The 19968-nt window shown below is 61.8% G+C and carries 16 protein-coding genes and 2 pseudogenes; 10 read left to right on the top strand and 8 right to left on the bottom strand.

What is annotated here, in order from left to right; all coding sequences use genetic code 11:
- The 5 genes from P1IM2_RS05870 (at position 1) to P1IM2_RS05850 (ending at position 5200) form a co-directional block, all read left to right on the top strand.
- Entirely contained in the window at positions 1-1464 is a 1464-nt protein-coding gene (locus tag P1IM2_RS05870; protein ID WP_039575413.1) for an efflux transporter outer membrane subunit, read from the top strand.
- A gap of 241 nt (positions 1465-1705) precedes the next feature.
- Positions 1706-2920: an ABC transporter permease gene (locus P1IM2_RS05865; protein WP_260833931.1), complete on the top strand. Its 1215-nt coding sequence runs from the start codon at positions 1706-1708 to the stop codon at positions 2918-2920.
- Positions 2917-3684, top strand: a complete 768-nt coding sequence (locus P1IM2_RS05860) for an ABC transporter ATP-binding protein (RefSeq protein ID WP_039575408.1) — start codon at positions 2917-2919, stop codon at positions 3682-3684. Before P1IM2_RS05865 ends, P1IM2_RS05860 begins: the two co-directional genes overlap by 4 nt.
- Positions 3684-4592, top strand: a complete 909-nt coding sequence (locus P1IM2_RS05855) for an MlaD family protein (RefSeq protein WP_054588698.1) — start codon at positions 3684-3686, stop codon at positions 4590-4592. The genes P1IM2_RS05860 and P1IM2_RS05855 overlap by 1 nt, the downstream gene beginning before the upstream one ends.
- Entirely contained in the window at positions 4589-5200 is a 612-nt protein-coding gene (locus tag P1IM2_RS05850; RefSeq protein ID WP_081997347.1) for an ABC-type transport auxiliary lipoprotein family protein, read from the top strand. The genes P1IM2_RS05855 and P1IM2_RS05850 overlap by 4 nt, the downstream gene beginning before the upstream one ends.
- 18 nt (positions 5201-5218) lie before the next feature.
- Here P1IM2_RS05850 and P1IM2_RS05845 read toward each other — a convergent pair.
- The 8 genes and pseudogenes from P1IM2_RS05845 to P1IM2_RS05810 form a co-directional block, all read right to left on the bottom strand.
- Positions 5219-5491 (bottom strand): annotated as a pseudogene (locus P1IM2_RS05845) (integrase core domain-containing protein); the annotation flags it as partial.
- Positions 5492-5503: 12 nt separating this feature from the next.
- On the bottom strand, positions 5504-7021 hold the full coding sequence (gene tnpC, locus P1IM2_RS05840; RefSeq protein WP_186401783.1) for an IS66 family transposase: 1518 nt from the start codon (positions 7019-7021) through the stop codon (positions 5504-5506).
- Positions 7022-7052: 31 nt separating this feature from the next.
- Positions 7053-7409: an IS66 family insertion sequence element accessory protein TnpB gene (gene tnpB, locus P1IM2_RS05835; RefSeq protein WP_039575394.1), complete on the bottom strand. Its 357-nt coding sequence runs from the start codon at positions 7407-7409 to the stop codon at positions 7053-7055.
- A complete protein-coding gene (tnpA, locus tag P1IM2_RS05830) occupies positions 7406-7849 on the bottom strand; it encodes an IS66-like element accessory protein TnpA (protein WP_052208271.1) in 444 nt (147 codons plus the stop codon). Before tnpA ends, tnpB begins: the two co-directional genes overlap by 4 nt.
- A gap of 86 nt (positions 7850-7935) precedes the next feature.
- A pseudogene (locus tag P1IM2_RS05825) lies at positions 7936-8622 on the bottom strand (DDE-type integrase/transposase/recombinase); the annotation flags it as partial.
- A gap of 98 nt (positions 8623-8720) precedes the next feature.
- The gene (locus P1IM2_RS05820; RefSeq protein ID WP_039575391.1) at positions 8721-9398 is read right to left on the bottom strand and encodes a TetR/AcrR family transcriptional regulator; all 678 of its coding nucleotides are present in this window, start codon (positions 9396-9398) and stop codon (positions 8721-8723) included.
- A 171-nt stretch (positions 9399-9569) separates the two neighbouring features.
- Positions 9570-11222 (bottom strand): long-chain fatty acid--CoA ligase, encoded by a 1653-nt coding sequence (locus P1IM2_RS05815; RefSeq protein WP_313906803.1) that lies wholly within the window; start codon positions 11220-11222, stop codon positions 9570-9572.
- Positions 11223-11397: 175 nt separating this feature from the next.
- Positions 11398-12411 carry a serine hydrolase domain-containing protein gene (locus P1IM2_RS05810; protein ID WP_052208266.1) on the bottom strand — a complete coding sequence of 338 codons (1014 nt, stop codon included), beginning with the start codon at positions 12409-12411 and terminating at the stop codon, positions 11398-11400.
- A gap of 133 nt (positions 12412-12544) precedes the next feature.
- Here P1IM2_RS05810 and P1IM2_RS05805 point away from each other — a divergent pair, with 133 nt between their 5' ends.
- From P1IM2_RS05805 to P1IM2_RS05785, 5 genes are all read left to right on the top strand, one after another.
- Entirely contained in the window at positions 12545-13285 is a 741-nt protein-coding gene (locus tag P1IM2_RS05805; protein ID WP_052208263.1) for a GntR family transcriptional regulator, read from the top strand.
- On the top strand, positions 13282-14586 hold the full coding sequence (locus P1IM2_RS05800) for a hypothetical protein (protein ID WP_095385523.1): 1305 nt from the start codon (positions 13282-13284) through the stop codon (positions 14584-14586). The genes P1IM2_RS05805 and P1IM2_RS05800 overlap by 4 nt, the downstream gene beginning before the upstream one ends.
- Before the next feature lie 106 nt (positions 14587-14692).
- Complete coding sequence (locus tag P1IM2_RS05795; RefSeq protein ID WP_054588694.1) at positions 14693-16930, top strand: TonB-dependent receptor; 2238 nt, start codon at positions 14693-14695, stop codon at positions 16928-16930.
- A gap of 55 nt (positions 16931-16985) precedes the next feature.
- Positions 16986-18533 (top strand): carboxylesterase/lipase family protein, encoded by a 1548-nt coding sequence (locus P1IM2_RS05790; RefSeq protein WP_082665267.1) that lies wholly within the window; start codon positions 16986-16988, stop codon positions 18531-18533.
- 61 nt (positions 18534-18594) lie between these two features.
- Positions 18595-19827 (top strand): serine hydrolase domain-containing protein, encoded by a 1233-nt coding sequence (locus P1IM2_RS05785; RefSeq protein WP_136173728.1) that lies wholly within the window; start codon positions 18595-18597, stop codon positions 19825-19827.
- Positions 19828-19968 lie beyond the last annotated feature (141 nt).

The following is a 19968-nucleotide window of genomic DNA, read 5'->3' as shown; positions in this document are numbered from 1 at the left end:
ATGATAAGAAAATCTGTAATATCGCTTCTCGCCTCGTTTCTGCTGGCCGGTTGTGTTGCGGGCCCAGACTACGCCGGGCCTCCAGAAGTATTCTCGGCGAACCGAAATGACGGCTTTGTCCGTGCCGGCGGTAACATCATCGATACCGAGCCCGAGCTGGCAGAGTGGTGGCTCCTTTTGAACGATCCGGAATTGACCAGGCTTATCGAGGCTGCGTTATCGGACAATCCTTCGCTTCAGGCTGCGCAAGCGCGGATTGCGCAGGCGCGGGCATCCGTGAGACAGGAGAAGGCCGGAAGATTTCCGACGCTTGGAACCCAGGCGACGGCTATTCAGGGCCGCTTGCCGGGCCTTGATATTCAGAACAGTGCCCCGCCTTCGGCGAGCGCGCCTGTTAGTCCGCAGGGACAGGCGGATGATAGCCTCAGTGTCTACAATCTCGGGCTCAACGCTAACTGGGAGCTGGATTTCGCAGGAGGAACGCAGCGACGGATCGAGGCCGGCAACGCTCAGGCCGCGGCAGCGGTTGCCAATGTGGAGGATGCCAAGGTCCAGCTGACCGCCGAAGTTGCCAATGCCTATGTCAACCTGCGCGAGGCCCAGTTTCGAGCCAAAGCGTACCGAACCGAGTGCGAGTTGCAGCAGCAAACCCTCTCGCTAACCTATCAACGGTATCAGCAAGGCGTGTTGCCCCTGTTCCCTCTCGGCAATGCAAATGCCGAGCTCGAGCTGCTCAAGTCTCAGCTCGCCGAGGCCGAAGCTGACACGGCGGTATTGCTCGATGCGCTTGCCATTCTAGCTGGACAGATCCCAGGGACAACGGACGAAGCGCTGAAACAGATCTTCGATGTTCCCCTCCCGCCGGAACAGGTCGCCGTGGGCGACCCCTCCAACCTTGTCGCACGTCGGCCCGACATCCGCGCGGCCGAACGCAGCCTGGCGGCAGCAACGGCTCGGATCGGTGTTGCGGAGGCTGCACGATTTCCGAAGCTGTCATTCATGGGAATCTTGGGACTTGGCGGAACGTCGCCAGACGATCTCTTTGATGTGAGCAATCCGTCAATTCTCGCCATTCCACAGTTGCAGTGGAACTTCCTCGATTTCGGAAGGGTCGATGCCTCGGTCGATCAGGCGAGCGCCGTCCGTGCCGAGGCAGTTGCCAACTATCGAAAGACGGTGCTTTCTGCACTTCAGGACGCCGAGCGCGCGTTGTCGCGCTTTAGCCAGCAGCGCTCTGCCCTGGTGGCGTTCGCGCAGATCAAGTCCCAGGCAGATGGCGCAGCCGATCTTGATCGACAACGATTTGCCGGCGGAGTGATCTCGCGCGCCGACCTAAATCGCACGCTTCGCAAACAGCAGCAGGCGGCAACCGACCTCGTCCGGGGAAAGGCGGCGCTCACGCTGTCATGGATCGCCCTGCAAAAATCACTCGGCCTGGGATGGCAAGTGCAAGCAAAGATTTAATGTCACCTACGAGTGTCGTTAATATGAACTCTAAGGTGCGATATCGGTTCAGAAAGAATCTCATAGGGATTTCAACTGACAATTTTATCTAACCTTAGCAAGAGTATCCTGTGCTTATTCAAACGATCTGTCGGCCGATTTGTGCGCAGCATACTCCTTGCAAGCGACCTGATATAACGCTACGGTGACGTTTACATAATGTCATTGAGGCAAGGCGCGATGTGTGGATCGGCATGGTTAAATGTGTGGGGTCAGTGGTCCCGCTTGCTGGCATGATCCGCTCGATGACGGGTTATGGGAGAGGGAGTTGCCACGGGCGATCCGCTCTCCCGACACCGGTTGGAGACTTGCTGCGATGAATGCGCGCACAGCACCGAACATCTTCGTTCGCGAAGGAGATGGCATTTCAACGTTGGTCGTTGAAGGTGACTGGACAACGATGTCGATCGCAGGCCTTTCCGGGCATGTTCTGAGTCCCTCGAACCTCTCCTTCTCAAGCGACTTCGGAAACCTGGGAAGGATAGACAGCGCAGGCGCGCTCGCCATCCTGACTCTCGCACCCAATGCGGCATTTACCGCAGACCTGCCCGCCAATCTTGCTGATCTGTTCGCGCTGGTGGGCTCGGCCATGGCCGACCGCGATGTCCCGCCAATCAAAACTCCCCCATTTCACGTGCGTCTTGGCCAAAAAGTTTATCGAGCTGTCCAGGAAATCGGCGCAAGCGCTCGATTTCTCGGCCAACTTGAGGTGGCGCTCATGAAATCTCTTGCACATCCCAAAAGGATGCGATTGATCGCACTGGCGTCGTCAATTCAGAAGGCCGGCTTCGATGCGCTGCCACTCATAGCGATCATGACATTCTTTATCGGCGCAGTGGTGGCTCTCATAGGAAGCGATCTGCTCAAGACATTGGGTGCATCGGAACTGGTCGTCGAACTGGTTGGCATATCCGTCCTCCGCGAGTTCGGCGTCCTCATTCCCGCGATACTACTTGCCGGTCGGTCCGCTTCCACTTTCGCGGCCCAGATCGGCGCAATGCGAATGAATCAAGAGACGCAGGCAATGAAGGTGATGGGCATCGACCTGTTCGACGCGCTGGTTGTGCCACGCGTATTGGCATTGCTTGTAATTATGCCCCTCCTGGCGATTGTTGCCATGCTGGCTGGTTTGGCCGGCGGGCTTGTCGTCAGCTGGGGCATACTCGACGTGAGCCCGACATATTTCGCCGAACGACTCTCAGCTGCGGTCGATATCCGACACTTCTGGGTTGGAATGGCAAAAGTACCGGTGCTGGCCATTGTGATTGCGCTTGCCGGATGTCGCCACGGCCTTTCGGTACGCGGAGATGTTGAGGATCTGGGCGGGCGGGTGACCGTCGCCGTTGTCCAAGCGCTATTCGCAATCATCCTTCTGGATGCCGCCTTTGCAATTCTCTTCAACGTGCTCGAAATATGATTTGCGATCCGGACATCGTTATTCGGGTGGAGAATCTTAAAACCCGATTTGGCGATCACATTATCCACCAGGATTTGAACCTAGAAGTCCATCGTGGCGAGATTCTTGGTGTCGTCGGAGGGTCCGGTAGTGGAAAATCCGTCCTGATGAACACCATTTTGGGCCTGATTGCGCCTAGCCATGGGACAATCGAAATCTTTCAGAAAAAAATTGGGAGTCGCTTTGATCGTACGGAAATTGATCACCGAATTGGCGTCATGTTTCAAAATGGCGCGCTTTTTTCTTCTCTTAGTGTGCAAGAAAATGTCGAGGCTCCTCTCATCGAACATACCCGTCTTAGAGAGCCGTGGCTCGAGGCCGTGGCTCTGATGAAAATCGGCCTTGTCGGACTCGATGCCGAGGTGGGCCGGCAAATGCCCGCTGAACTTTCAGGCGGAATGCGAAAACGTGTAAGCGTAGCGAGGGCCTTGGCGCTCGATCCAGAATTGCTGTTCCTTGACGAACCCACTTCGGGCCTCGACCCGATCGCCGCCGCCGAATTTGACCAGCTGATACGGACGCTGAGCGACACGCTGGGGCTTACTGTCGTGATGGTGACCCATGATCTCGACAGCCTGTATTCCATCAGCGACCGCGTGGCCGTGGTTGCGGATCAGAAAATTGTCGAGGTTTCGCCAATCGCGGAACTTGAGAGGTCTGACCATCCTTGGATCAGGGCGTTTTTGGGAGGGCGGGCGGAGCGCGCCAAGGAAAGGAACCGTTAATGGAACGCGACGCGAACTACGGTCTGATTGGGGGCCTGACGCTGGCTCTGCTAGCGGCGGCTTTCGGCTTCATCCTCTGGCTCGGTCAATCCCAATTCGCCCGTAATTTCGACGAGTATCGGATCATTTTCGATGGTCCCGTCCGCGGTCTTAGCGAGGGAGGCGAGGTGCAGTTCAACGGAATTCCGGTGGGAGAAATCACGCGTATTAGTCTTGATCCCAGAAATCCAAACAGGGTGCTTGCAGGGGTGCGCCTGCGCGAGGATACGCCTGTGCGCGTCGATTCTACCGCCGCGACGGAGTCGCAAGGCATAACCGGCGGAAGCTACATCCAGATCAGTGCGGGGACGCCCTCTAAGCCGTTGTTGAAGGAGGTTTCCAAGGAAACGCTCCCAGTGATTAAGGCGGAAAAAAGTTCGCTACAATCCCTGATGGATGGAGGTGGCGCATTGTTGGCGGACGCTTCGCAGGCCCTGGAAAGGGTCAACCGGACCTTGTCCGACGAGAATATCGAAAATGTTTCGGCTGCTATTGCGGATGTAAGAGCTACCACGGCGGAATTGCGATCTAGTCGCGGAATGTTCAGCAAGGCTGAACAAGCGTTTGCACGCCTGGACCGGGCGGCGGCCGATATCGAGGCCGCGGCCGCATCGGCGCGCACGGCGATCGATGGCGACGGTCGCAAGACGTTTGCCGATGTCTCGGCAGCTGCTCGAGATCTTCGAGAGGGGATCGCCGAGGCGAGGGTGGTCATTCACAGGCTTGATGACGCCGCGAGTGGATTGGCGGCGCCCGACGGCTCCGGGATTGCTGCAACTTTGAAATCGCTCGATAGCGCGGCGCAGGAAATCGAGCAGCTCGCCGGCCAGCTACGACGGACCCCTCGTGAAAGGAAGCTCCCCCAATGAAAACGATCTCTGCAAGAATGTTTTTGCTGACGGGCGCGCTAATTTGCCTTTCTGGTTGCGGGAATATTCTGGGAACTGGCGGCAAATCGACGTTGTACCGGATCAGCAGCACGCCCGTACCGGAGCGTGAAATTGCACGACAGTGGATTCCGGTGTATATTACGCGACCGACGCTTCCGCCTGGGGCCGATGGAGACAGGATCCTCACGATCGAGAATCGCGAAGTCACGTATCTGGCCAAAGCACGGTGGATGAGGCCTGCGCCCGAGATGATCCGCGAGGCTATTGCCGGAAGCGTAGCGCGCAAAATCGATCACGCATATATCCCTGTCCAGAGCGTGGCTTCCGATCATTACGTCCTATCCGCACGGCTTTCTTCTTTTGCAGCCTATTACGAGCAGGGGCCCGACGCGGCCCCGATCATTCGCATCGCCGCGCAAGTGGAACTAAGCCGATCCAAAGAATCGGAACCACTGGCAGTCACGCGCATCGTCCTTGATAGGACAGCAAGCGCAAACAGCGTTTCGAGTATCGTCGAAGCCTTTGATCGCGCGAGCCTTGAAATGGCCGACAAAATCGCGAGTTGGACGGCTGCGGTGATCAATTAGCGGGTAGCCAATGGAAACTTAGGTGTTTAGTCCCAGCATGTGATGGTGTGGCTCCATATTGAAGATATCCGGCTTGGATTTCCAGAGTTCTTCGATGGCCTCATAGGGTGTCTTGAAGCGCAGTGCCTTCAACTGCTTGGCAAAGTTGTAAGCGACCAACCAGTCGCGGACATGGCGGCGCAGCTCGTTGATCGACGTGTAATGGAAAGATTTGACGGTGGCCTCCTTGATGGTGCGCACCATCCTTTCGGCCTGACCGTTGGTCCATGGGTGATAGGGTTTGGTGAGGCGTAACCGGTGTTTTCAGGCTACGACGGTCCATGGCATGAGATCACCGACGCTGTTGGCGGGATAACCGTTGGCGAGGCTGGTGAGGGTTTCGGTCAGCCATTGGTGGGGGTTGATGGTGCTGAGCTTGCAACATTCGATGAGCGTGGCGATCACCGCCCAGTTGTCGCCGCCCTCGTCGGAACCGGCAAACAGGGCATTTTTGCGATTGCGAGCCAGCGGCCTGATCGATCGTTCGACGGTATTGGAGTCGAGGTCGATGCGACCGTCATCGATGAAGCGTGAGAGGCCGTCCCAGCGGGTGAGTGCGTAGCGGATCGCTTCGCCGAGCTTGCTCTTGGCGCTGACCTGGCGGCCACGGGCGGCAAGATATTGGTGAAGATCGTCGATGATGACGCGGCTGCGTCCGGCCCGAGCGGCACGACGCTGCTCGGCCGAGAGGCCGCGCACATCGTCCTCGAAGGCGTAAAGCAAGGCGATGCGGCGCAGCACCTCGGTAGCGACCGGGGATGTATCAGCCAGTTCGTAGAATTTGCGACGCACATGCGCCCAGCAGAAAGCGAGCCTGATCTGCTGGCGCCGCCGGGGGAGCGCGGCGTAGCCGCCATAGCCATCGACCTGTAGGATGCCCGCAAAATCACCAAGATGGAACTGGGGACGCTCGGCCTTGCGATCTGGCGCATAGACATAGGCGACGATCGGCGGATCGCAGCCGCCCCATGGTCGGTCGTCGCGGGCATAGGCCCAGAGCTGGCCGGTCTTGGTCCGCCCGCGTCCGGGATCGAGCACCGGGGCGGTCGTCTCGTCGGCGAACAGCCGCTCGGATCGTCGTAGCTCGTCGAGAATGTGGTCACGCAAGGGGCGCAGATACCAGGCCGCTCGCCCGACCCAGTCGGCCAAAGTGGATCGGTCGAGCCGGATGCCCTGCCGGGCGTATATCTGGGCCTGCCGGTAAAGCGGCAGGTGATCGGCATACTTGGATACCAGCACCTGGGCGATCAGTGCCTCGGTGGGAGTACCGCCCTCGATGATCCGCGCTGGCGCCGGAGCCTGCACGATCGCGCTCTCGCACGAACGGCAGCCATAACGCGGCCGCCGGGTGACCACGACGCGGAAGGTGGTCGGCACCACATCGAGGCGCTCGGCGACATCCTCGCCGACCTGGTGGAGGGCGCCGCCGCAGCAGGGGCAAGCATTGCTCTCGACGTCAACGATCTGTTCGATCCGCTCGAGATGCGCGGGCAGCGAACCGCGGTTGGTCTTGCGCACAGGATCACTGCGAGGCCGTCCGGCCTTCGCTTCGCTGGCGGCCTCGGCTTCCGCGAGCGCCGTCTCGGCATCCTCAAGGCCCAGCTGCAACTGATCCTGATCGAGCTGCTCGGAACGGCGGCCGAACCGATGACGCCGAAAAGCCTCGATGATCGCCCTCAGGCGTTCGGCTTCCGCGTCGGCACTCTCGAGCTTGCGGGCCTGTTCGAGGACGAGCGCGCGTAACGCGTCAACATCGTCCGGCAGGTCCGCTTCCATGAGCATGGGAGCAGTGAATCAGTCTGGGAACGCCCCGTCAACAGGCAATCTGCGGGGCCTGCGGGCGGCGCCCGCCATGCACCCGGCGCCAATCCAGACCCTCCAGAAGCGCGCCGAGTTGCGCTGAGGTCACACGCATCACGCCGTCCTGGATGCCCGGCCACCGGAAGCCGCCGGACTCCAGCTTCTTGGCCATCAGGCACAGGCCAGTGCCGTCCCACCAGACCAGCTTGATCCGGTCAGCACGCTTTGCCCGGAACACGTAGATCACGCCTGAATATGGGTCGCCGCCATACTCGGCGCCGACCAGCGCGGCCAGGGCGTCAGGTCCCTTGCGAAAATCCACCGGACGCGTCGCCACCATCACGCGCGCGCCAGCGCCAGGTCCGATCATCGCGTTGCCTTGAGTGCTTCAATCACCGCTGCGATCACAGCCGCATCGGCCCCGCGTCCGATCTTCACCGCCACGCCGTCAATCTCCAGCTCGACAGCACTGACTGTGGGACGCCGACGGCGACGGCCGCGCCTGGCGACAGGGGCTGGATCACCCGAAGGGAGCGGTTCGATCACCGCCGGCACGAACGCAGGCGTCGCTGGAAGCGTCAGCCCTTGGTCCTCCAGCTTCTTGCGCAGATCCCGGCGCCAAGCGAATAGTTGCGACGGAGCAAGCCCATGACGGCGCGCCACCGCGCAGGCCGTCTCCTGACCCGAATAGCTCTCCGCGACGATCGACGCCTTTACCTCAGGCGACCACTCCCGACGCTGGCCCGCACCTGTGAAAACCTCAAAACGCCGAACCACGCTGGTGCCAGCATCATCACATGTCATCATCATAGCATCAGCATCCTCCAGCCTGATCGGGCTAGCGAAAATCGACGCCACGCTTCACTCCCGCAAGGTGGCAGGGAAACACCGGTTACGGTGAGGCGATGCTCGATGCCGTTCTGCTCGCAGACACGGCCGAAGATATGGCCGATCCATCCCAGTGTGCCGCCCTGGTCACGCTGCACGAACTGCACGCCGTTGTCGGTCAGGATGGTGTGGATCCTGTAGGGAACCGTCTTGATCAGCACGCGCAGGAAGGCTGCCGCGGCGAGCTTGGTCGCCCGTCGATAGATGCGGGCGAACACCAGCTTCGAGGTGCGGTCCACCGCGACATAGAGGAATCCTTTGCCGCCTTCGTAGCGCAGTTCGGCGATATCGATGTGGAAATAGCCGATCTCGTACTTCTTGAACTTCTTCGGCTTCTCGCGATCCGCCTTCGGCAATCGGCTGATCCCGTGCCGCTGCAGGCAGCGGTGAAGCGACGAGCGCGTCAGGTTCGGGATCACGTCCTTCAACGCGATGAAGACGTCATCGAGCGGCAGCCGGGCCTGCACCCTGAGCGCCACGATCGCGGCTTCTTCCATCGGCGACAGCACGGTGCTGCGCCGTTCCTTCGGCCCCACCGGCATGTCCTCGACCGACGGCCGGCTGCGCCACTTGATCACCGTCTTCTCGTTGATCCCGTACCGCTTCGCGAGCTGCGCGACCGGAGCTTGCGATCGCTGTAGCTCCGCTCGAACGGCGTGCGTGGTCTTGGCGCTGCCGTGTAGAAGCTGGCCCATAATCCCTCCCGCTGTGACGATGACAAGCTTACACCATCACATGCTGGGACTAAACACCTAGTCGTGACAACTGCCCAGCCCGAGATGAAGCGGGAATGTTATGGATGGCTCCCCTTCTGGGAGGGGCGGCAGCCGTACACAAATAGATCCACAGCTTGCCTCATTCGGGCTGAAGAGGTTTCATTGTGACTGGTCACTCCCACTCCAAGAGCGGCCCGACGAAAAGGTGACAAAATGACGCTGGATATAAACTGCTCCGCAGCAAAATTCGCGTCTGACACCCTGATTTCTCCCCTCTCCTCGGCTTTGCGCAAAACCTCTGCCACCAATCTCGTCGTGCGTCCTACGCCGAATTCGTAAAGGTTTCGCGCTAAAGCGGGAAAACGTGCAGCCTCAGCCATTACAACGCGTTCCAACGCGACATGAATGTCGGTAAGCATCCAGGATAGCAGTTCATCGGACAGCTCTTCAAGCTCGGGCCGAACGTCGCCATGTTCGGGAACGTGCTGTTCGAGGAAGGAGAGCCGATCCTCGATTTCCCTGAGTATTACCGCCTCGAAAAGCAGCTTTTTGCTCCCGTAACGGGCGTACAAAGTGCGCTTGGAGATGCCTGCTTTTGCAGCAATCCGTTCCGCCGTTGAACGACCGAATCCGTCGGCAAAGAAGACATCGCGGGCGACACGGAGAATTTTCCTCGAAAGTGCTTGCGAGGCTTGTCGAGTAGGCCTCCCTGTTCGTCCGGAAGCTTGTTCTTTGGTTTTTTGGGTCGACGTCATGCCTCATCTTGGCCATACCTTGTCCGCGCTGCAAGCGTAGAGCGCTTTGCATTGTATAGCCCGCCCCCGCGAGATTGCCCGGGCTTATGCAAGACCCACGAGGCCCGCTGAACTTTGCCTGCCTGAAAGGATCGCTGCCGTTCGCAGGGAATGGACGCAGTGTGATCTCATCTAGGCGAGTTGGTTACGATACGCTTCGCGTAAGGCCTTTTTGTCGATCTTTCCCGTTGCAGTGAGCGGTACTGTCGCGAACAGGATGTCGTCCGGCAGCCACCAACGAACAACCTTCGTCTCCAGATGCGCGCGAATTGCGTCGGCTGTGACGGCTTGACCTTCATGCGTTTCAATCACGAGAAGGGGTCGCTCTTCCCATTTTGGATGATATACGCCAACGACCGCGGCGACCCGGACGCCGGGGTACCCAACCGCCGCATTCTCGATATCAATCGAGCTGATCCATTCGCCCCCGGACTTGATCACGTCTTTCGCGCGGTCGGTCAGCCGGAGAAAGCCGAAGCGATCGATCGTACCTATGTCCCCGGTGTCGAACCAGCCATCGCTCCCGGCGCCCTCAAAATCGGGGAAATAGCGATCGACGACCCACGGTCCGCGGACCTGGAGCGCACCCGCCTGCTCACCGTCCCAGGGGAGCGGCGTGCCATCGCCGTCGATAATGCGCAGTTCGATGCCAAATTGCATGCGACCCTGCTTCGTCAGCAGGAGATCGTTCGCGAAATCCTCGCCTTCGGCCATCAGGAGCGGGGAGGGCGTCGAAATCACGCCGAGAGGATTGGTTTCGGTCATGCCCCAGAGCTGGAGCACAGTGACACCATATTTGGCGCGGAATGTCTCGGCCATCGCCCGCGGGACGGCCGAGCCGCCAATCACGAGGCGCTTGAGATTGCCGACCCCCGTCCCCGTGGTGTCGAGATGAGCGAGGTACATGGTCCAGATCGTGGGCACACCGCCCGAAAAGGTGACGCCCTCTTCGTTGATCAGATCGGCGAGACTGGCACCGTCCATCCTGTCGCAAGGAAGCACTAGCTTGCAGCCGTTAATCGCTGCCGTGAACGGAAGTCCCCATGCCGTCGCATGATACATGGACGAGCAGGGCATGATGACATCAAAAGCGCTGAACCCGAAGGCACTGCTCAGACCGGCCGCCATCCCGTGGAGAACGATTGATCGGTGGCTGTATAGGACGCCCTTGGGGTCGCCCGTCGTCCCCGAAGTGTAGCAAAGAAATGCGGCTGCCTTTTCATCGAAGCTCGGCCAGGTGAGGGCCCCGTCCTGGCGTGCCAGCAACGCTTCATAGTTCAACGCGTCAGCAACATCTGGCGCGGTCGCTCCGCGATCCGCGAGAAGGACATAACGCTCGATACCTGGAAGGAGAGGGCGCAGCCGTGCGACGAGCTCGGCTAGATTGGGCTCGAAGAAGAGAATGCGGCTGCCTGCATGAGCGATAGTAAAGGCGATTTGCTCGTCGCTGAGACGCGGGTTGGCAGTGTGCAATACAGCGCCCATGCCCGGCGCCGCATAGAAGAGTTCGAGGTGGCGGTGCGTGTTCCAGGCGAGCGACGAGACGCGGTCGCCCGTTGCAATCCCGAGGACACCAAGGGCCTGCGCAGCCTGACGCGCACGCTGATCGCAGCGGTGCCAGTCATACCGCCAAACCGGCTCATCGACAGCCTTCGAGACGATCTCCCTCTCGCCGTGCGCGCGCGCGGCATATTCCAATATTCCGCTGATCAGCAGCGGCGCGTCCTGCATCAATCCCCGTAACATGCTGCATCCTTCTTCGCCCCACTGCGGCGTCGCGTGCAAGGTTCCGCCCCTCGGGTATGATTGCCGCGCGGGCTGTCAATAACCGTCATCATTTTGGTCCAGCGGCAAACTCCACGTGCCGCGTTTCCATTCGGCCAGCAATTCTCAATGATCATATTGCAGCGGCACGGCCTAGGTTCGATCGGCCCCGACATGTTTTCGGCCGCGTTTCAAATTAGTCACTCGCCGCTTTCAGCAACAGTGACAGGAACCGCCAATCGGACCAATCGCCTTTTTCCCCCGCCGCCAAAGCCGCCAGATCGAGTTTCGCCTGCCTAACGATTGTAAGCCGAAGCGACGGAATGATATAGAGGCGTTGATCGCCCGCGCCGGCGGCGACGACCATATCCGCCGGGAGTTCGTTGGCATGACTGGTGATATCGGTGGACCGGGTAACAATATCGACAGCCGGCGTGCTACGGGGCAACCACCAGGTGAGACCGTAGGCCGGATTGGCCTGGCTACCCTTGAACAGCTCGGCGAACGCCAGTTCATCGACAAGCGGCTTGCCGTCGAGCTTCCCACCGCCGCGGACGAACTCGCCGATCTTCGCCCACTCGGACGCTGCCAGCACGAGGCCCTGCGGCATGAGCGGTGCGCCATCGGGGCCGCTGCGCCAACTGCCTATGGTAACCCCAAGCGGAGTGAGAATGCGCCGCTCCACATAATGGCGAGCGTTGCCGTCTTGGCCCTTGGCAACGAGCTTGCGCCGCATGATCTCTCCAAAGATTTGCATCGGGGCGGGACCATATTGGAATTTGCTGCCCGGCGCCGCCGTGAGCGGTGCCTTCACCGAGTCCAGATACCCTTGGGCCCTGCCGACGGTCGATGCCTGGCCGCCCGTCATCGACAGCAATTGCCGAAGCGTGATCTGTTCCTTTTTGGGGTCGCCCCTCCATTCAGCGAGTGTCTCCGATGCCCGCTCGTCGAGGGTTAGAAGTCCATCCTGTGCGCCCGCCGCCGCCATCAGCCCGACAAGGCTCTTGGTGCCCGACCAGAGTTCCTGCGGCGTCGCGATGTCTGCCGATCGGCAGCGCACTTTGCCATCTTCAAGTATCAGCAGCGCAACGCCGGAATTAGCCTCAGAATAGGCGATCGCTTCGGCACAGCCGGGAAGAGGGGCGGGTTCGCCTGCCGCGGCTGGCTGTGCCGCAACCGCGGCTGCGAAAAAGAGGATGGTGCGCTTCAAGATCCGACTCCGATTTTCCGATGCTTGTCATTCTCCATATTATCGATAATAAATTCATTCGCAATCATCGATTGCTCGTGTGCGCTGCCCGATTAGGATGGCGCCGCGAGCAGGGAAAGCCGAACGGAGAGACATGGCCGCGACGAAGACCGACGACGACAGCGCGCCGACGCAGGACCGCGTGATCGCGCGCCTTTTGACCGACGACATCGTCGAATGGCGGATTCCGCCCGGATCGTGGCTGCGCGAGCGCGAAATCGCCGCGCGCTTCGGAGTGAGCCATGCGCCGGTGCGCGAGGCGTTCCGGCATCTCGCGCGGATCGGGCTTGTCAAGGTCGTGCCGTGGCGCGGCACCTATGTGATCGATATCGACGAGCATGCTGCGAACGAGGTCTATGAACTGTGGAAATCGCTGTTCGGCGTCGTTTGTCGCCTTGCGGCCGCCGAAATGACCGACCGCGACGGGCGCGAACTGATGCACCGGCTTGTCGAATATAAGGATGTCACCCAGCGCACCGACAATACGTTCGAGCATATCAAGGTCTCGAACCGCATCGGTCGCTTTATCGCCAAACGCAGCAATGCGCCGCTCGCGCTCGAGCTCCTCGATCGGGTCGCGCTGCTCGCGCGCTGGCAGCACAATGTCTATACTGACAGCTATATCGAGACGCATGGCAACGAGGCGGCGAAGCGATCGGCCATCCTCTACGACGCGCTTTGCCGCCATATCGTCGCGCGCGATGGCGATGCCGCCGATGCGGTGGCGCGCGATCTGATCGGGGTTACTCAGAATAGTTTTGGGCGCGCACTCGAGGAATATAAGGCCCGCCACGCAAAGCCTAAGCCCAGCCGCCGCCGCGCAAAAGTGACATGAGCCGTCTCCCGACCGACCGCCGCACCTTGCTTAAGGCGGGCCTCGCGGCGCCGATCGCATTGCAGGTTGACTCCGCTGCCGCTGTATCCCTGGATTTGACCATGTTCGGCCCCGGACGCCTCTTCGCCGACGTCCAAAGCTATGCCGAGGCCGGCAACAAGCAGTCGGGCGGCGCGGGCGATCGCTGGACCGCCGACTGGACAGCGAAGCGGCTGTTCAGTGCCGGATTCGAAGTGGATCGCCAGACGTTTGACGTGCCTTGGTTCGAGGCGTCGCATTGCGAACTTACGCTCGGCGACCACACGATACCGCTCGTCGCACAGCCGCTCGCCGTCGAAACCGGCGAGGCCGGTCTCGCTGCGCCGCTGCGCCTCGCAGAAATCCCTGAACGCCTCGACGGCGCGATCGCCGTCGTGCGCCTGCCTTTCCGCCGCTGGTCGAGCCTCGTAGATCGTGCAGTGCGCGAGCCGCTCGCCGATGCGCTTGCGCGCGGTGCGAACGGGGTCATTCTCATTACGACTGGGCCGACGGGCGAGGCCTTGCTCCTCAATGTCCCGGCCGGTCATCCTGTATCGGACAAGCCACTTGCCTTGCTCGCGCCGCGACTCGCCGCCCCGGTGATTGAAGCCGCGCGCCACGGTGCCGCGGCGAAATTAGCGCTTCGCGGGCGCGGTGGGATTCGGGCAGCGCAGAATATAATCGGGCGACGCGTTCGCTCCGGTCGCCCTTGGCTCGTCGTCTCTACGCCGCGTTCAGGCTGGACCGATTGCGCCGGCGAGCGGGGGCCGGGTATCGCGATGTGGCTCGCGCTTGCCGGCTGGATGCCCCGAGCGTTTCCGCAACACAGCCTGCTCTTCCTGTGCAACAGCGGGCATGAATATGAGAATCTCGGTGCGAGCCATATCGCCGACAAGGTGGGTCCAGCCCCCGGCGAGACCGCTTTCTGGTTTCATCTCGGCGCCAATGCGGCAGCACGTGACTATCAGGAAATGCCGGGGCGCTTGCTGCCGCTGCCAAGCGCCGATCCCTATCGTTTTCTCATGACATCGCCCGAATTCGTGACGTGTGCGCGCGAGATATTCAAAGGCCAGCCGGGGTTGGAAATGGCCTATCCTTCGGCGGAAGGCACAGCGGGCGAACTCTCGGAAGTGATAAAGGCCGGCTACGTGCGTCATGCCGGCATCTTTGGCGCACACCGTCATCACCACGCTGTGACCGACGATTTATCGACGGTCACACCTGACCCCCTTGCCGCTACGGCGCGGGGCGTCCGCGACCTGCTGAGCGCCGTCGTCTCTTAGACCAGCGAACCACCTGCAAAGACATTGCGCTTTCCGGCTTGACTTGCCGACGGTTTTGCACAAAATTATCGATAATAATTGCGATAACAAGATGGGGAGAGTGACCATGGGACGCAGAGCGAACCTTCTTTTCTGCACGGCCGCGATTTGGGTAGCCGTCGCTCCGCCTGCTTTCGCTCAAGACGCACCGTCCGAAGCTCTTCCGGACGCGGCTGAAGCGGATGATGACGGCGCCATAGTCGTAACGGCGCGCCGCCGCGAAGAGCGGCTGGCCGATGTGCCGACCGCGGCGTCGGTCATCGATATCACGTCGCTCACCGATCGCGGCGGCGCCACGGGCAGCGGCGAACTCCTCGCCGATCAGCCAAGCGTTCGCTTCAACAATCTGAACTCGTCCGTCACGTCGGAGATCTCGATCCGCGCTTCGTCGACCGCGCGTGCCACCAATGGCGACCCGAGCGTCGGGCTCTATCGCAACGGTGCCTATATCGCCGGCGGTCCGGTGGGCGGTCGCAACTTCACGCGGCTCGACCTGCTCGACATCGGCCGCGTCGAGGTTCTGCGCGGGACGCAGGGCGCGCTGTACGGCCGCAACGCGGTCGGCGGCGCGATCAATATCATCTCGGCCGAGCCCGAATTCGATCTCTCGGGCTGGGCGAGCGCGCGCTATGGCTTCGAGAACAACAGCTTCCAGACGCAGGGCGCGATCAATGTCCCGCTCGCCGATGGCCTGGCGATCCGCATCAGCGGCGATCTCGTCGAGCAGGACAAGGGCTTCTTCTACAATCCCGACAACGACGTCTATTTCGACCAGCAGAAGGGCCACGGACTGCGCGGCCAGATCCGGCTGAAGCGCGGGCCGGTCGACGCGATCATCACGGCCGAGACCCAGCGGCTGACCACGCCGACGATCCATTACCAGATATCCATTCCCGCGGGCACGCCAGGCTTTCCCGGCGGTTATACGCAGGATCGCTTTCGCTACCCCTGGAACACCGCGCCGCGCGCCAGCCAGGACGTGGACGGCCTTCAGGCGCTCGTCCGCGTGGATCTGGGCGGTGCCGACCTGACGTCGACAACCTCCTTTCGCAAGCGCACGTCCGAATATGATCTCGACAATGACGCGATCAGCCCCGCCGAGCTGGCGCGTGCGCGCGCCGCGGGGCAGATCGGCGCTCTCACGCCGCTCGATGCCAGCACCGCGTCCTACGTCGTCGACACGACCGACAATTTTTCGCAGGATATTCATGTCAGCGGGGCGAGCGATCGCTTCACATGGCTGGTCGGCGCCGAAATGCTGTTGCTCGACAGCGATTTCTCGGTGGCGACGACGCGCACGCCGACGCTCGCCAATCCGTCGCCGGGCAATATCGCGCCCGCGCGGCTGCATTTCGAAAGCTATGCGGCCTATGGCTCGCTCGGTTTCGACATCACCGACAGCCTCAACCTGACCGGCGAACTGCGCTATACCCGCGACAGCCGGAGCATCTCGGCGCGGCTTTACGATTTGGGGACTGGCCTGCCCACCGGCGGGCCATCGCGGATCATCGACGACAGCATCAACGCCGACAATCTCTCCTACAATGCGACCCTCTCGTACAAGCTCACGTCGAACATCCTCGCCTATGGCAAGGTCGGCAGCAGCTATCGGGCCGGCGGGTTCAACACGCGCCTCTCCGATCCGCGCGCGCCGAGTCCTGTGCAGGTGCTGTTCGGCAACGAAAACAGCACGTCTTACGAAGTCGGCATCAAGGGCAGTCCGATCCGCCGCGGCTATTTCGCAATCGCGGGCTATTACACCGAGCTTGAAGACCTGATCGCGCAGGTCGACGATGGCTGCGCGCTCACCAATCCGGCGTGCCCGATCGCCGCGGTCGCCTATCTAACCAACGCAGGCGATGCGAAAAGCTGGGGTATCGAGGCCGAATATAGCCAGGGCTTCGATCTCGGCGAAGGCAATGGCCGCCTCGCCTTGAGTGGCTCGCGGCAAGAGGGCAAGGTCAAGAGCGGCCGCTATGACGGGCTGGACCTTGCGCAGGTTCCCGACTGGCTCGCCTCGGCCAACCTCAATCTGCGCTACCCGGTCACCAAGGATGTCGCGCTGACCAGCAATGTCCTGATCAGTGGTCAATGGGGCGGCAAACAGGAGCTGACAGCGACCTCGGTCGACCTCGATGATTATGTCCTCGTCAATCTTCGGGTCGGCGTCGACTTCGGCAAGATCAGCGTCAGCGCGTTCGCGAACAACGTCTTCGACAAGGTTTATTTCGTCGCGCAGGCGCCGACGATCAACCGGTACAGCCAGCCTCGCGTCGTCGGCGTCGAAGGACGCATTTCTTTCTAGGTCGCGCTCCCGTCCGCGGCCTCCAGCCGCTGGTCGGGAAGGGTAGGAGGGCGCAATGCGGCATTTGGTGATGGCAGCACTGTTCGGTGCCGCGATGCTGACCGGATCGGTGTCTGTCGCGGCGGCGGAGACGGCCCCCGCGGCGACAATCGCGCAGGGGCGCCTTGCGGGCGCGCGCACGGGGGACGTCGAGCGCTTCCTTGATATTCCTTTCGCCGCCGCACCGGTCGGCGCTCTTCGCTGGCGGGCGCCGCAGGCACCGCCGCGCTGGCGGGGCGTCCGCGATGCCGCAAAACTCGGCCCGGCTTGTCCGCAGACGGTGCGCCCCGCACTTGTCGCGGGCGGGGTAGCCGAGCATCAGTCTGAGGATTGCCTCCAGCTGAACATCTGGCGCCCGGCGGGGGCGCGAAAGCTGCCAGTGATGGTCTGGATCCATGGCGGCGCCCATGTGGTCGGTTCGGGCACCTTCCCGGTTTTCGACGGCACCGCCTTCGCGCGGCAAGGTGTGGTTTTGGTGACGATCAACTATCGGTTGGGCGCGCTCGGTTATTTCGCCCATCCCGCGCTCAGCGCGGCCAAGCCGCGCGGCGAGGCGCTCGCCAATTACGGCCTGATGGACCAATTGGCCGCCCTGCGGTGGGTGAAGAAAAATATCGCCGCATTTGGTGGCGATCCGCGCCAGATCACCTTGTTCGGCGAATCCGCCGGGGCGATCGGAGTGACGACGATCCTTGCCCAGCCCGAAGCCAAAGGCCTGTTCGCCAAGGCGATCGTTCAGTCGGGCGTTGGTCTCCTCGATCCGCGCCCGCTTGGCGAGCAAGAAGCGCTAGGCGCGGCGTTGGCAGCGCGCGCAGGTGCGCCGCCTTCAGCATCGCTCGACGCGCTTCGCGCGCTGCCCGCCGCCGCGCTCGTTGCCGCTGGCGAGGTCCGGACGCCGGGCGCGATGACCGGCCCCATCCTCGACGGCGACCTGGTACGCGAAGCGCCTTGGCGCGTCTTTGCGCGTAGCGAGCCGATCGACGTTCCGCTCCTCGTCGGCGCGAACAGCAACGAGGCGAGCGTCATCCTTGCCATGGGCGTGCCGCCATCCGCCGCGCTCGCCTATCTAGGGCGCGACCAGGCGGCGGGCCGGGCCGCCTATGGCATGGGGCTGGCCGATGATGAACTGGCGCGCCAGGTGTTGGGCGACGCCTGGTTCGTCGCCCCGGCGCGCTGGCTCGCGGCCCGGACGGCGGGAGGGGCGCCTTCGTATCTCTATCATTTCGACTATGTCGCAGCGGCGCGGCGCGACCGCGCCAAGGGCGCCGCGCACGGGTCTGAAATCCCCTATCTGTTCGGGACGCTCGACTATTTCGCGTCGGTCGCCGGCGCCGTCGGTGACGAGGATCGCCGCTTCGGCGAAGGCATCGCCGCCTGCTGGGTTGGCTTCGCCAAGACGGGCGTTCCTGGCTGCGCACTCGTTCGCGACTGGCCGCGTTACGATGCGGCAAGCGACCGTCTCGCAAAATTTGCGCCCGAGTCTGGCGTCGTCGCCGGCTTTCGCAAGGCGCAGCTCGACCATCTGCTCAATGTTCACTTCGGGAACGGCCAGCCCAGGCCCTAGCCCGTCCGGCCGCGCTAGGCCCTCCGTTTCGACGATGTGCAACGAAGCTGGGAGAGAGAAAATGGCTGGAAGAACGAAATGGATGTGGCTTGCCGCTGGTGCGGCGATGGCTGGGGCTGCGGCCTTTGCGGCGCAGGGCGGGTTCGGGGGCAACGGCGGCGGCGAGGCGCGTCCCATGGTGCAGCTTCCGCCTGCGGCGCCCGCTGCTAAAGCGTCGACGTCGGCGGCATCGGCGCCCGCGGCCGCCAGCCTTTCGGCCACCGTCGGCGGTTATACCTATGACTGGACCGCGTTACAGTCGGCAATCGACGCTGATACCGAGGTCGATAACGGCTATTTCATCGTCGGGAATGCTTCGGATCCCGACTATCTCTTCGCTTACGAGAAGGGCAGCTTTGGTATCGATCGGGTGACCCCGCTTGCGTCGGCCTCCAAATGGTTCGCCGGCGCGCTGGGGATGCGCATGGTGCAGGCTGGCATCGCGACGCTCGACGATCCGATGCGGCCGCCGCTTGCCTTCTGGACCACGATCGGAACGAAGAAGGATGTCCAACTCAAGCATGCGCTGTCGATGACGTCGGGCTTCAATGCGAGCCCGCTCGTTGGCGGCTGTCAGCTGCTTCCGGCCATGACGCTCTACAATTGCGCGAAGAGCATCCACGATTTGCGCTATGATATTTTGCGCCCGGGCAACGCGCCCGGCGCGCAATATAGCTATGGACCGCACGGCCTTCAGGTCGCCGCTGCCTATCTGGAGGCAAAGGATATAAGCATTGCGCCCGGCACGTCACCGGCACGCCAGCGCAATTTTCACGAACTGTTCGCGCAGCATGTGACGACCCCGCTCGGGATGACGAGCACGACCTGGTATGACCCTGCGGGAAGCGCTCCCACCAACCCGTGGGTCGCGGGCGGCGCCTATTCGACGCCGCGCGACTATGCGAAACTTCTGCGTGCCTTCCTTGGCGGCAGCTTTATTACCGATATGACAAGCTTCACCCAGCAACGTACCGCAGGCTTGCCGCGCGTTTTCGTGCCGGCGAGCGCGGGCAATTGGGAATATGCGCTCGGCTCCTTTGTCGAATGCGACACGCCTTCGGCCTGCGCGACGTCCAAGATCAATTCCTCACCGGGTGCCTATGGTTGGACCGGCTGGATCGATCGCGAGACCGGCTATTACGCTTTGATCGCCACCGAAATATCGAGCGGAGGCGACCGGAAAGGCGTCGAGCTCGAACAGGTCATGCAGGATCTGATCGAGGATGCGATCGCGAATCGCACCCCGGCGCCCTGACCTGACCCAGCAGTCTAGGCCGCGTTGACAAAAGACTTCAGCCATAGCCGCGTGGCGGCGAGGTTTAGGAAGCTCTCGAACGAGAGAAGGGTTTTGTCATATCGAGTGGCGATGCGTCGTTGCTGTTTGAGCTTTCCGAAC

The sequence above is a fragment of the Sphingopyxis sp. P1IMeth2 genome (assembly GCF_900185685.1).
Taxonomy (GTDB): domain Bacteria; phylum Pseudomonadota; class Alphaproteobacteria; order Sphingomonadales; family Sphingomonadaceae; genus Sphingopyxis; species Sphingopyxis terrae_A.
The sequence above is the reverse complement of the archived record's forward strand: the minus strand, read 5'-3'. Positions and strand labels throughout refer to the sequence as shown.